Source organism: Neptunomonas sp. CHC150 (assembly GCF_030397555.1).
In the GTDB taxonomy this organism is placed as follows: Bacteria; Pseudomonadota; Gammaproteobacteria; order Pseudomonadales; family Balneatricaceae; genus Neptunomonas; species Neptunomonas phycophila.
The window spans coordinates 180,225-194,403 of record NZ_JAPNXU010000011.1 but is presented as its reverse complement, the minus strand read 5'-3'; the positions used below and the strand labels follow the sequence as shown (position 1 = coordinate 194,403).

Genomic DNA, 14,179 nt, shown 5'->3' with positions numbered 1-14,179 from the left:
AGAGAGGCTCAACGTGATTACCGATTCTAAACGCATTATCGTCGCACTGGATTACCCAACCGTCGAGCAAGCTCTGTTTATGGCTGACCAACTAGATCCAGCGCGTTGCCGCTTAAAGGTAGGCAAAGAGTTATTCACCCGCGGTGGCCCTGCTATTGTTGAAGCGCTGCAAAACAAAGGTTTTGAGATTTTCTTAGACCTAAAATTCCATGATATCCCGAATACGACCGCCAAAGCCGTTCGTGCAGCTGGTGAGCTGGGAGTATGGATGGTGAATGTTCATGCCTCAGGCGGGCGACGCATGATGGAAGCAGCCCGAGAAGAGCTAGCGCAAGTTGCTAATAATACGACTCAGCTTATTGCGGTTACAGTACTCACCAGTATGGAGCAGTCCGACCTTAAAGAAGTTGGTTTAGATATCGAGCCGTTAACGCATGTTAAGCGCTTGGCTGCGCTCACAGAGTCATGTGGTTTAGACGGGGTTGTATGCTCAGCGCAAGAAGTAGAGCCATTGCGTAGCATTATTTCAGACAACTTTAGCTTGGTAACGCCTGGTATTCGTCCAGCATTCGCAGCTGCCGGTGATCAACGCCGGATTATGACACCGGCTGATGCGCTAAAAAGTGGCAGTACATACTTGGTGATTGGCCGTCCTATTACACAACACGAGCACCCAATTACCGCGCTACAATTGATTGAAGATGAGATAGCCGATTTAGTCTAACTCGTTTAACGCGACCTAAAAGCGCCTTTTGAAGGCGCTTTTTTGTGTCTGGATTATTGATAGTTAGCGGCGGGCTACAAGTTATAAAATGAAATACAAGGTAGCCGGAATAAACAGCAAGCTGCTGATATTGCCGAGTAAAACAATAGAAGCTACTTGATGTGGCTCTTGCTGGTAACGCTCCGCAAGCATGTAGTTGAGTACAGCCGGTGGCAGGGCTGCAAATAACAGCAAGTAAGCAAATTGTATTGGTTCAAGGTGTAAAACGCTTTGCAGTGGAACCGCAATGAGCAGGCCACTCAGCGGGCATAAAATAGCGCCCCATACGCCAAGTTTCCAGTGTGTTAAATCCACACTCGTCATACGTACCCCTAAAGCAAACAGCATAAGCGGGATCGATATTTTTCCCAGCATATCAATAAAGGTCGCAATTGGCGTGGGTAACGGAAGATGAAAGCCGCTCCAAGTGAGGCCCAAAATAGAAGCCAAAATAATCGGCATACGCAACACTTGGAAGGGGTTGGTCTTCTTATCCAAAATGTACAGCCCCACCGTAAAATGCAGAGTGTTTTCCACCAAAAACAACACCACTGCAGCCGCGAGTGCTTCTTCTCCGAAGGCCAGCACCGCTAACGGTAGACCTAAGTTACCGCTATTGTTAAACATGATAGGCGGGATGAAGGTTTTCGGGTTGACCTTTAGCAGCTTACAAGCGGGCCAAATAATGAGCCCTGAGCCAATGACAACGATAATTCCGCCAATTGCTAGCTCTTGAAAGCGCATTAGGTCGAATGATTTAGCAGATAACACAGAAAACAATAAGGCCGGAACAAAAACATCAATGTTGAGCGCATTGGCTGCGGACATGTCTGTATGTTTTTTACGAGCGTATAAAAAACCAACAGTGACAATCGCAACTAAGGGGAAAACGGTGGCGAAAATACGTTCCAATAACGCCAGTGTTGAATGGTCCATTGCTTTCCTTAATGAATGCTGTTGTAGAGGACGTGTATGGTTGCTTTAGTAAGCGTCGCCGTCAATAACCCCTGTACAGTTTTGCAAATTTACAACAATGCAATGGTACAAAAAGCTTGGGTAGGCGATCTGTGATCAGGCGCCTACCCAAGCTCATCAATGTCCGCAACCACATCCGGATGAATGAGCCGCGCTTGCTGAACGGTTCGCTTGCTTTGCAGTTTTACCAATTCCGGGGTTAAAGGTATTGGTCGGGTCTAGCACTTGGTAAAACTCTTTTAACCCAGGCTCTGCCTCGTACAAATGCCCCACATTGTGTTCGGCTGGGTACTTGGCGCCTTTTTCACTGAGTAATTTGAGCATGGCTGCTTTAATCTTTTTCCCATCCGACCCTTTTTTGAGGATGTAATCCTGATGGAAAACATGGCACATAAAGTGGCCGTAATATAGCGAGTGCTCAATGTGCTGGCTGATCTCTTGCGGCAGTTTTTCGACCCACTCCGTATCGTTACGTTTAAGCGCAATATCTAACGCCAATATATCTTCTACTTCGCTTTGGTGGATAATCTGGTAACGAATAGCGGCGCCTGCAGCGGCAAAGCGATGCAAGTAGGCTTTTTTTGCCTCGTCCGCATCACACTTAAAAAAGTCACCCACACGCGGGTCATTAAAAAAGCTATTGAGGTATTGCTCGGCTTCTTCAATACCACCATCGCTCATTTTGAGTATCAGATAATGGTCATACTGTTTGCGGTATTCTTTCATGCGCTTAGGCAAGATAGATGGCCAAAAACGGCTTGCCAGCTGCATAACTCGATCTGGAATTTCAGACGGAAGAAAACGAATTTTATTAAGATAAGCGGCTATGCGGCCTTTAATAGCAAACAACTTAGGTAATGGATCAGTGCCTAAGTAATTGATCATTAAAAAGACATCTTTACCGTACTTTTCTGCAATGTCATATACATCACGGTGCATGTACTCAGCGACTTCGGGCAGATGAGTAAAGTGAGTCAATATGTGGCGGCGTAATTCCGTTAGTTGATGGGGATCATTAGTGCCGATGTAAAATACTTGTTCACGTTCTGCCACGGGGAAGGTATCTAAGCGCACGGCAAAAACCGCCAGTTTACCGGCACAGCCACTAGACTCGTACAAGCGGTGGGTGTCGGCGTTGTAACGGGCAGGGGTGTCGGCATCCACATCACGCAGTATTTCTGCGTAGTCATTAGCCGAGGCTTTCTGAGAGCCATAATCAATATCGCTTTCAGTAAAAGAGTGGTTTTCTAGATTCGTCAGGACCTCTTCAGGGGTTGAGCCTAAATTGATACCCAAGTGGTTAACCAGCTCTAATTCGCCGTTTTGATTCAGTTGTGCAAACAAAGAAAGCTCGGTGTAAGCCGGGCCGCGTTTAACCAAGGCTCCGCCAGAGTTATTGGCTACACCTCCAATAATAGAAGCGCCAATACAAGACGATCCAATCACCGAATGCGGCGCGCGCTTAAGCGGCTTGAGCATCTTTTCGAGAGTGAACAGGGTTGAACCCGGAAAACTTACAATTTGTTTGCCGCCGTCTAGCAGATAGATTTTATTCATGCGGGTAGTGTTAATTACGACAATTTCACGATCATAATCATCACCGCTTGGCGTAGAACCTTCGGTTAAGCCTGTATTAGCCGCCTGCATAATAACAATGGTGTTAGCTTTAATGCAGGCATTGAGCACCTGCCATTGTTCCAGCAGGGTCGTGGGGAAAACCACCGCAATAGCCGAGCCTTGGCCCGAGCGGAAGCCCGTGCGGTAATGCTCGGTTTGGCGCTCATTAGTGAGCACCTGGTGCTCGCCGACGAGAGAAATCAGTTGCTGAATCAAAGCAGAAGTAGACATGTTCAGGTTGCTCTTATGGACACGAATAATAAACACATAGCTAAATAACCAAGCCTGCTAAACAAGGCATATACGCCTTATTTAGCAGGTATTGCGGGCCACGCTTAGCCGTAAGCAACGGCTGGTAGCCAAAGTACCAGTTGCGGCATGAAGACCAGCAACAAAAGTGCAAGTAATTGCAAAATGATAAAGGGAATAACGCCTTTATAAATATCGGTTAGTTTTACGTTAGGTGGGCAAACGCCTTTGAGGTAAAAGAGCGCAAACCCAACCGGCGGCGTTAAGAAGGATGTTTGCAAGGCCATAGCGACCAGCATGACAAACCACACCAACTCAGGATTATCGACAATACCGTATCCATCAATATCCAAGCCTAAAGCTGAAATAACCGGGGCTAACAACGGCAGAATGATCAAGGTGATTTCGATCCAATCGAGGAAGAAGCCCAATAAGAAAATCACACCTAAAATAAAGAAGATAATGCCGTAAGGGCCAAACGGTAATCCGGTTAAAAAGGACTCGATCAACTCATCACCGCCTAGCTCACGTAGCACTAAAGCAAAGCAGGTCGCACCAATAAAGATAGCGAAGATGTATGAAGTGGTGTTCATCGTCCCTTTAACCACATCGTTTAACACACGTAAGCTAAACTTGCGGTTGTAAATAGCGAGCAAGGTCGCCCCTAATGCGCCGACACCCGAGGCTTCCGTAGGCGTAGCAAAGCCCGCAAAAATAGATCCCAGCACCACAAAAATCAGTAGCAGCGTAGGGAACACGGCTTTAAGTGCATTAAGGACAATTTTGAAACTAACCGGCTTAGCATCCGAAGGCACCGGAGCCGCCGACGGCTTTAACCAACCGTAAATTAAGATATAGAGGATATACATCGCCCCCAGCATCAAGCCGGGTATCACCGCACCCATAAAGAGATCGCCAACCGAGAGGCCCAGCTGATCAGCCATAATAACCAGCATAATGCTAGGTGGGATCAAAATGCCCAACGTACCTGCCGAGGCAATCGTGCCCAAGGCTAAAGGCATCGAGTAGCCTTGTTTAGTCATGGACGGTAAAGACATTACCGCCAGTAGCACAACAGATGCGCCTATAATGCCGGTAGAAGCGGCCAAAATGATACCAATTGCTGTAACCGTAACCGCTAAACCACCGCGGACATGGCCAAATAGCTCCTGCATGGAATGCATTAGCTTTTCAGCAACCCCCGACTTATCGAGCATATTACCCATAAAAATAAACATGGGCAGGGCAACCAAAATCCAGTTGTCCATAATTTTCCACAACCGGTTAACGACTAACCCCAATGTGGTGTAATCAAGCCCGGTCATGGTGTCTAAATAGCTGTCAGCAAACTGGCCAATAAAGGCAAAAATAATACCGACACCTGCCAAAACCCAGGCAACAGGGAAGCCAGTAAACAACAGCACGATGAACGATAAGAACATCGCAATAACCATGATTTCATTAGCTTCCATGGTGGTTCTCCTCTACTACAACACCTTTACCACACAACAGCATGGTGTCACGGTACAAACGCGACACCATCGCTAACGCTAATAAACCTAAGGTAATGGGAATAACACCCTTAATAATCCAGCGAAAAGGTAAGCCAGAAGGCGAGGAGGAGCTTTCGTTAATTCGATAAGAGTCGTAAACAAAGTCCAAGCTGTGCATAAACATAATGATTAAAAAAGGCATGACTAAGATCAAAATGCCAAGGATCTCGACCACATAGCGTGTCTTTTGCGAAAACTGCCCGTACAGCAAATCGACACGAATATGGGAGTTAGTGGTCTGCGAATACGCTAGGCCAAACATCACACCCGTGGCATACAAATGCCATTGGAGTTCTTCTAAAATAATTAAGCCACTCGAAAAGCCTTTACGCAGCACAACCTGCGTAATAATAACGAGTACCAAGAGTACATAAGTCCACGCAACGGTGGTACAAAGTCGTTGTATACATCGATCGATGGCGTCTGCCAACGGCACAGAGGGAAGAGCATCGTTGCTGGTCACAAAGGGCACCCTTGAAGTCAATTGTCGTTGTCTTAGCGTCTCTATTTATTGTTATAAGTCGCGCTAATTCGGTAAAAGATAAAACAGGCGACACCGTTTAGGTATCGCCTGCTAAACACGCCGGGATTACTTACTGCGTGGTAAGAAAGCGTTGGCTTCCCATAGATCGTAACCTTCACGGAAGGTGCTTAAATCGTCCCATACTTCTTTAAAGAACGGATCAGCCGCTGTCTTTTCAGAAACAACTTCGTTCCACTTGTCTTCAAAGGTGCTTAGCATGGTGTCGTTCCAGTAACGGATCTCAACGCCATTTTTAGCCGCATCACGCATCACTGGGAACTGCATCGCTTCACCTTCAGCAATAGAGTTAGTGATAGACGCTTTACAAGTGTTTTCAACGGTAGCTTGCTGGCCTTCAGACATCTTGCCCCATGCTTCTTTGTTGATTAACAACTCAAAGATAGTGGCTTGTTGGTGCCAGCCAGGGAAGTAGTTGTACTTAACAATTTTGTGGAAGCCCAAGCTCTTATCGATAGCTGGTTGAGAGAACTCAGAGGCATCGATAGCCCCTTTTTCTAACGCACCAAAGATCTCGCCGCCAGGGATCTGAGAAGTGGATACGCCCAGTTTTTCCATGACAGATGCACCCAAACCGAAGAAGCGCATGTTCAAGCCTTGTAGATCTTCTGGCTTATCGATTGGTTTTTTGAACCAGCCGGATGTTTCAGGGGAAATAATTGCACAAGGAATAACATGTACATTGTAACCAGCATTGTCGTACATTTTTTGATACAGCTTCATGCCGTTACCGTAGTACAACCACGCCATATACTCGCCCGCTTCGGGGCCAAAAGGTACAGCCGAGAATAAAGCAGCTGCTGGCATCTTACCTTGCCAGTAACCGGCCGTGGCATAACCAGAATTGACTTTGCCTGAAGATACGGCATCTAAGATTTCAGGAGGGCTAACTAATTTACCTGGCTCGTAAATTTTCATTTTGATAGCACCGTCAGAAACCAGCTTAAGCTGATCGGCTACCCATGCAATAGGGGTGCCCAACGCTGGCAAGTGCGAGCCAAATGCAATCGGGGTTTTCAGTAAGATTTTATCTGCAGCAGCAGCCGGTAAAGAAGTGGCAGCAAAAGTGGCCGTAAGAATGGCTGATGAGATCACGGTCTTCGAGAGTTTCATCTCTTATCCTCAAATGTTTTTGTTGTTGTAATTAGCCCTGAGTGGGGCTCGATCTAATCGAAACTGATTAATTGGTAAGACCAATTTACCAGATCGCTAAGCCAGTACTGTATTTTTTTTGAGCAAGGGGGTCAATGTTTTTTCAAAAACTTAATTGATTAGTGTCTAAGTTAAGCGTAGAAATTGAACAAAGGCTAAAGAAAGTGACTAGCCTTAGACCTTTGTATAAGGTATTTTCTGTCAATTGGTCATACCAAATGCACAGATGATGCGGTTACACTGAAAGAATGTGTAGGCGAAGATTCAGGCTGTTACTGAGTCGAACATAATAAAAAGCGCCTAATGTTATCCCCAGCAGTAGATGTAAGAGATAGAACACCAGATGACTTACCAGCGGGTGAAACAACCCAAGATTTCCGATGTCATAGCTCAACGTATGGAAGAGATGATCTTAGAAGGGACCTTACAACCGGGCCAAAAATTGCAGCCGGAACGGGAATTGGCTAAAAAGTTTGATGTCTCAAGGCCCTCACTTCGTGAAGCGGTGCAAAAGCTAGCGGCCAAAGGCTTGCTCAATAGTCGCCAAGGCGGCGGTACTTATGTGTCCGAAGATTTAGGCGGGTCTTTCACTGATCCATTGCTGGATTTATTTCGCACGCACCCCGAAGCGCAATACGACTTGTTAGAGTTCCGACACGCACTTGAAGGGGTCACGGCTTACTATGCGGCGCTGCGTAGTACGCAAGCGGACAAAGAGGCCATCCAAGCCAAGTACGACGAGCTTCAAAGTTTCCATGATATTAAAGCCTTTGATAAAGAGGTCTCCGCTGATGTTGATTTTCATCTCGCTATTGCAGCGGCCACACACAACATGGTGTTACTACACATGATGCGCGCTATGTTTAGCCTATTGCGCCAGCATATAAACGATAACCTACAAAATATTTATCCAAAGCCGGGTTACCGCGACAAAATTCATCATCAACATACCAAGCTACTAAATGCGGTCTTAGCGGGCGAGCCAGAGCAAGCGCGCAACGCTGCACATGATCATTTAGCGTATGTTGAAGAGGCATTGTTAGAACAAGGAAGGGAAAATACGCGACTAGAGCGATCATTAAGGAGGACAAATCAAACAATCTAAAGCGATTGCAGTAAAAGTGGGTGTGGTAAAAGCCAATAGGCTTTTTTTGACTAACACATCAAAAAATTATGTATAAAAACTACAATATGTACATAAAGCAACGTAAATCCAGCAAAATGCTGCGATTATCTAGACCAAAATTATAAACTTTTGTAGTATTACTACAAAATGAATAGAAGGAATATCCGAGAGCTGCGCCAAGCAGCCAAAAACGGTGAAAATTCCTCGCAAGACCAAAAGTCAGGGTATAAAAATCTAACCTAGGGATGATGCTTACAAGGCATTAGTGGAGAGGCAACGTGCAAGATCATATTATTGATGATATCGACCCAGTAGAAACGCAAGAGTGGATCGACGCACTCGAATCTGTCGCCAAAAATGAAGGCAACGATCGAGCTAAGTTTTTATTACAACAATTAGGTCGCAAAGCATCCGACATCGGTATGGGTAATACGGGTTCGATAACCACACCATACCGCAACACCATTGCACCAAAAGACGAAGCGCGCATGCCGGGCGATCTATTTGTAGAGCGCCGTATCCGTTCGTTTATTCGCTGGAACGCGATGGCAATGGTTATGCGTGCTAACGATAACAAAGAAGGCTTAGGCGGCCACATCGCCAGCTTCTCGTCGTCAGCGACGTTATATGATATTGGTTTTAACCACTTCTTCCGTGGTAACGAAGGTGACCAAGATGCCGACATGGTATTTTTCCAAGGTCACATCTCACCAGGTATTTATGCACGTGCCTACTTAGAAGGCCGTTTAACAGAAGATCAGCTCGATAACTTCCGCCGTGAAGTTGACGGCAAAGGTCTGTCTTCTTATCCACACCCATGGTTAATGCCGGATTTCTGGCAGTTCCCAACGGTATCTATGGGCTTAGGTCCAATCCAAGCGATCTACCAAGCACACGTAATGCGCTACTTATCAGCGCGTGACCTAATCAACCGTGGCGACCGTAAAGTATGGGCGTTCCTGGGTGATGGTGAGTGTGATGAGCCAGAGTCACTAGGCGCTATCGCATTAGCAGGCCGCGAGCAGTTAGAAAACCTCGTATTTGTTATCAACTGTAACCTACAACGACTAGACGGCCCTGTACGTGGTAACGGCAAAATCGTTCAGGAACTCGAAGGCGTGTTCCGTGGTGCAGGTTGGAACGTTATTAAATGCTTGTGGGGTCGCCACTGGGATCCATTGTTCGAAAAAGACGACAAAGGTCTGCTGCAAAAGCGCATGGACGAAGTCTGTGACGGCGAACTGCAAAACTATAAAGCTAACGGCGGCGCTTACACGCGTGAGCACTTCTTTGGTAAATACCCAGAATTGCTCGAAATGGTTAAGGATATGTCAGACGATGACATCATGAACCTCAACCGTGGTGGCCATGACCCATACAAGGTATACGCGGCGTACGAGTCTGCAATGAACCACAAAGGTCAGCCGACAGTAATCCTAGCGCAAACCGTTAAAGGTTACGGCACAGGTGCATCAGGCCAGGCGAAAAACGATACGCACTCCATGAAGAAGGTTGCCATTGATGACCTTAAAGACTTCCGCGATCGTTTTAACATCCCACTGGATGACGAGCAGCTAAAAGAAGTACCGTACTACCGTCCATCTCCAGATTCACCAGAGATGAAGTACATGTTCGAGCGTCGTAAAAAGCTAGGTGGCTTCTACCCAACGCGTCGTACAGAGTTCGAAAAACTCGAAATTCCAACACTGGATACTTTTGCTAACAACCTAAAAGGCAGTGGCGAGCGTGAGCTATCAACGCAAATGTCGCTTAACCGCTTCCTTAGCACCTTGGTTAAAGACAAAAACATGGGCAACCGTGTTGTACCTATCGTGCCTGACGAAGCTCGTACCTTTGGTATGGAAGGTATGTTCCGTCAGTTGGGTATCTACTCATCGGTTGGTCAGCGTTACACGCCACATGACCGCGATCAGATCATGTTCTACAAAGAGTCTAAAACAGGCCAGATCCTAGAAGAAGGGATCAACGAAGCCGGCTCTATGTCTGCATGGATTGCCTGTGCAACGTCGTACACCAACAACAACTGCACTATGGTGCCGTTCTACATCTTCTACTCCATGTTTGGTTTCCAACGTGTAATGGACTTGATCTGGGCTGCGGGCGATATGCAAGCACGTGGCTTCTTGATTGGTGCAACGTCTGGACGTACCACGTTGAACGGTGAAGGTTTGCAGCACCAAGATGGCCACAGCCACTTAATGGCGCAAATGATCCCTAACTGCGTATCGTACGATCCAACATACGGATTCGAGCTAAGCGTTATTGTTCAAGATGGCCTGCGTCGCATGTACCAAGAAGGTGAAAACCGCTTCTACTACATCACCACCATGAACGAAAACTACCAGCACCCAGATATGCCTGCCGGTTCTGAAGAAGGCATCATCAAAGGTATGTACTTACTAGAAGAAGGCAAAGATGCCGATCTTAAAGTACAGCTGATGGGCTGCGGTACTATTTTACGCGAAGTGCGTGAAGCGGCAGTTATCCTGCGCGAAGAGTTTGGTGTTGAATCCGACGTATGGAGCACAACATCACTTAACGAACTGCGTCGTGATGCCATGGCAGTTGAGCGTAATAACATGCTCAACCCAGAAGCCGAGCCACAAGTGGCGTATGTAACTGAGTGCTTAAAAGACCGTGCCGGTCCTGTGATTGCCTCAACTGATTACATGCGTATCTTTGCAGACCAGCTACGTGCTTACATTCCTAAAACTTACAAAGTATTGGGTACAGATGGCTTCGGTCGTTCTGATACACGTACTAAGTTGCGTTCATTCTTCGAAGTAGATCGCTACTACGTAACAGTAGCCGCGCTTAAAGCACTACAAGAAGAAGGTAAGATCGAAGGATCAGTCGTCGCTAAAGCTATGAAGAAGTTCAACATCAACCCGGAAAAACCGGCGCCTTGGACGGTGTAAACCGTCCCTTGGATGAACTGACTTTTTAGTATTAACGAATAGAGGACAACAACGTGAGCACAATCACAATTACAGTTCCGGATCTAAGCGGCGCAGAAGATGTTGATGTTATTGAAGTGCTAGTCAAAGCTGGCGATACAGTAGCAGAAGGCGACAGCCTAATGGCGCTAGAAACCGACAAAGCATCGATGGAAGTACCTGCTGAACAAGCCGGTACCGTCGTCGAAGTGATGATTAAAGAAGGCGATACCTGTAACGAAGGCGACGTTATCTTAACGCTGGAAACAGGCGCTAGCGAAGCGGCAGAGCCAGCGCAAGAAGCGCCAGCAGAAGTCGCACCTGCTCCGGCTGCCGCACCGGCACCACAAGCGGCTGCAACGGCCACAACTCAAGAAAACGTACTCGTACCTGATCTGAGTGGCGCTACCGATGTAGACGTTATCGAAGTCATGGTTAAAGCGGGTGATGTGATCGAAGAAGGCGACAGCCTTATCGCACTTGAAACCGACAAAGCGTCGATGGAAGTACCAGCGCCTAAAGGCGGTAAAGTGCTTGAAGTTAAGATCGCCGAAGGCAGCACCTGTAATGAAGGTGACCTACTTATCGTATTGGAAGTAGGCGGGTCGGCTGCTGAAAGCGCCGCTCCTGAGCAGGCAGCGGCCCCTGCACAAGAAGCGGCGGCTCCTGCGGCTGCACCGGCACCAGCACCGGCTCAAGCAGGCGGTAAAGAAGACGTACTAGTTCCAGACTTAAGTGGCGCTACTGATGTAGACGTTATCGAAGTGATGGTAAAAGTAGGCGACGTGATCGAAGAAGGCGACAGCCTTATCGCACTCGAAACCGACAAAGCATCCATGGAAGTACCTGCCCCTAAAGGCGGTAAAGTCATTGATGTTAAGATCAGCGAAGGCGCAACGGTCAACGAAGGCGATGTAATCGTCGTCTTGGAAGTGGCTGGTGCTGCTCCTGCTCCAACGGCTGCACCTGCTGCCGCACCGAGTGCTCCAGCGGCTAGCGCACCTGCACCTAAGCCAGAGCCAGCTAAAGCGGCGGCTCCGACAGCACCAGCTGCAACGAGCAATTTATCAGGCGTAGAGCTAGAGAAGAAAAACCGTGCCGCTCATGCAGGCCCAGCAGTACGTGCCTTAGCGCGTGAATTTGGTGTAGATCTGTCCTCAGTAACCGGTACAGGCCGTAAAGGGCGTATCGTTAAAGAAGACGTACAAGCCTACGTTAAATCGGCCCTACAGCAGCTTAAAAACAAGCCAGCAGCGGCCGTAACGGCAGGCTCAGGTATCCCAGCTATTCCAGCCGTCGACTTCAGCAAGTTTGGTGAAGTTGAAATGGAAAAAATGAGCAAAATCGCGAAAGTAACCCGCGATAACATGGCTCGTTGCTGGTTGAATATTCCGCACGTAACTCAGTTTGACGAAGCCGACATCACTGAGCTGGAAATCTTCCGTAAGCAAATGAAAGAGGAAGCGCTCAAATCTGGCGTTAAGCTCACACCATTACCGTTTATGATTAAAGCCGTAGCTAAAGCGCTGGCAGCTAATCCTAAATTTAATGCTTCACTGCATGCCGATGGTGAACACATCGTTTACAAGAAGTACATCAACATTGGCTTGGCGGTAGATACGCCAAACGGATTGATGGTTCCTGTCATCAAAGATGCGGATAAAAAATCAATCTACGAGCTATCACTCGAAGCGGTAGAACTGGCAGGTAAAGCGAAAGACCGCAAGCTCAAGCCAAACGAGATGCAAGGCGCCTGCTTTACCATCTCTAGCTTAGGTGGCATTGGCGGAACAGGCTTTACGCCAATCGTAAACGCGCCAGAAGTGGGTATTTTGGGTATCTCCAAAGCCGACATCAAGCCGCGTTGGAATGGTAAAGAGTTTGAGCCACGCACTATGCTGCCATTGTGCTTATCGTACGATCACCGTGCCATTAACGGTGGTGATGCAGGTCGCTTCTTAACCTACATCAACAGCCTGTTAAGTGATATCCGTCGCTTAACACTGTAATAATCCCTCGGGATTAGAAGGCTATACCCAATTGGGCCTCTTTATGAGGCCCTTTTTTGTGGGTGCTGCATGGTACTGCGTGGTACTAGGTGTAGCTAAGTGATGGGTTAATGGTTGTTTATCGTATAAAGGGAAGATTTAACCTGCAAAAATCCCTAGAATGTGAGCCAACATACAGATCTATTAGGAAGCGTCACGCATGAAAGTTTTAGTAACGGGATCAGCAGGGTTTATAGGGTTTCACGTTGCTAAAAGGTTGCTAGAAGATGGTGTAAACGTTGTGAGTATCGACAACATAAACGATTATTACGACGTTAACCTCAAACACGAAAGGCTAAAACAGCTTGAGCCTTTTGCGTCTCATCAATTTATCCAGCTGGATGTGTCCGACAGGGAAGGAGTAGCCGCGTTATTTGAGCGAGAGCAATTTACCCATGTAGTCCATTTGGCGGCACAAGCGGGCGTGCGTTACTCCATCGAAAACCCGCATGCCTATGTAGATTCAAATTTGATTGGGCATGTAAACATCTTAGAAGGTTGCCGCCATAACAAGGTAGAACACTTAATCTACGCCTCATCAAGCTCGGTATATGGCCTAAATAAACAGATGCCGTTCAACGAAGCCGACTCAGTTGATCATCCTGTTTCATTGTATGCAGCCACCAAAAAAGCGAACGAGCTGCTCTCTCATACCTATTCACATTTATACGGTTTGCCTACAACCGGCCTTAGGTTTTTCACCGTTTATGGCCCGTGGGGGCGTCCTGATATGTCGCCAATTTTATTCGCCACCGCCATAAAAAATCAGCAGCCCCTCAAAGTGTTCAACCACGGAAACATGAGCCGCGATTTCACCTACATAGATGACATCGTAGAGGGCGTGGTTAGGCTCATTCCCAAGCAGCCAGCGCCAGTAGAAGGCTGGAGTGTCGAAGCCGGTAAAAGCAACGAAAGCTCAGCACCGTACCGTGTGTACAACATTGGTTGCGGTAAGCCTGTTAACCTACTGACCTTTATAGAATGCATCGAAAAATCCATGGGTGGCACCACAGAAAAAATCTACATGGATATGCAACCCGGTGATGTCCAAGCAACCTGGGCTAATACCAACAACCTGTTTGATGTGATTGGCTACGCCCCACAAGTAGACGTTGCCACGGGGGTAGAGCGGTTTGCCGCATGGTTTAAACGTTATTACCGTTAGGTTTTGGGCTTGAGTAAACCCGCCTGCGCCAAT

10 protein-coding genes are annotated in these 14,179 nt (G+C 47.3%); 5 read left to right on the top strand and 5 right to left on the bottom strand.

Going from position 1 to position 14,179, the window contains the following annotated elements:
* Positions 1-13: 13 nt before the first annotated feature.
* Positions 14-724, top strand: coding sequence for an orotidine-5'-phosphate decarboxylase (pyrF, locus tag OW491_RS14865; RefSeq protein WP_075171459.1), 711 nt, complete (start codon positions 14-16; stop codon positions 722-724).
* A gap of 81 nt (positions 725-805) precedes the next feature.
* Here the strand turns inward: pyrF and OW491_RS14860 are convergent, their stop codons facing one another.
* The 5 genes from OW491_RS14860 to OW491_RS14840 form a co-directional block, all read right to left on the bottom strand.
* Positions 806-1,699, bottom strand: a complete 894-nt coding sequence (locus OW491_RS14860; RefSeq protein ID WP_290036701.1) for an AEC family transporter — start codon at positions 1,697-1,699, stop codon at positions 806-808.
* Between the two features lie 156 nt (positions 1,700-1,855).
* Positions 1,856-3,586, bottom strand: coding sequence for a D-lactate dehydrogenase (dld, locus tag OW491_RS14855; RefSeq protein ID WP_290036700.1), 1,731 nt, complete (start codon positions 3,584-3,586; stop codon positions 1,856-1,858).
* 104 nt (positions 3,587-3,690) lie between these two features.
* Complete coding sequence (locus OW491_RS14850) at positions 3,691-5,076, bottom strand: TRAP transporter large permease subunit (RefSeq protein WP_075171462.1); 1,386 nt, start codon at positions 5,074-5,076, stop codon at positions 3,691-3,693.
* Complete coding sequence (locus OW491_RS14845; RefSeq protein ID WP_075178727.1) at positions 5,066-5,620, bottom strand: TRAP transporter small permease subunit; 555 nt, start codon at positions 5,618-5,620, stop codon at positions 5,066-5,068. Before OW491_RS14845 ends, OW491_RS14850 begins: the two co-directional genes overlap by 11 nt.
* A 126-nt stretch (positions 5,621-5,746) precedes the next feature.
* Complete coding sequence (locus OW491_RS14840; protein WP_075171464.1) at positions 5,747-6,811, bottom strand: TRAP transporter substrate-binding protein; 1,065 nt, start codon at positions 6,809-6,811, stop codon at positions 5,747-5,749.
* A 382-nt stretch (positions 6,812-7,193) separates the two neighbouring features.
* Here OW491_RS14840 and pdhR point away from each other — a divergent pair, with 382 nt between their 5' ends.
* The 4 genes from pdhR (at position 7,194) to OW491_RS14820 (ending at position 14,146) form a co-directional block, all read left to right on the top strand.
* Positions 7,194-7,955, top strand: a complete 762-nt coding sequence (gene pdhR / locus OW491_RS14835; protein ID WP_075171465.1) for a pyruvate dehydrogenase complex transcriptional repressor PdhR — start codon at positions 7,194-7,196, stop codon at positions 7,953-7,955.
* A gap of 299 nt (positions 7,956-8,254) precedes the next feature.
* Entirely contained in the window at positions 8,255-10,915 is a 2,661-nt protein-coding gene (gene aceE / locus OW491_RS14830; protein ID WP_249263562.1) for a pyruvate dehydrogenase (acetyl-transferring), homodimeric type, read from the top strand.
* Between the two features lie 53 nt (positions 10,916-10,968).
* Positions 10,969-12,942 carry a pyruvate dehydrogenase complex dihydrolipoyllysine-residue acetyltransferase gene (gene aceF, locus OW491_RS14825; protein WP_290036696.1) on the top strand — a complete coding sequence of 658 codons (1,974 nt, stop codon included), beginning with the start codon at positions 10,969-10,971 and terminating at the stop codon, positions 12,940-12,942.
* 199 nt (positions 12,943-13,141) lie between these two features.
* Positions 13,142-14,146, top strand: a complete 1,005-nt coding sequence (locus OW491_RS14820; protein ID WP_178968269.1) for an NAD-dependent epimerase — start codon at positions 13,142-13,144, stop codon at positions 14,144-14,146.
* Positions 14,147-14,179: the final 33 nt, after the last annotated feature.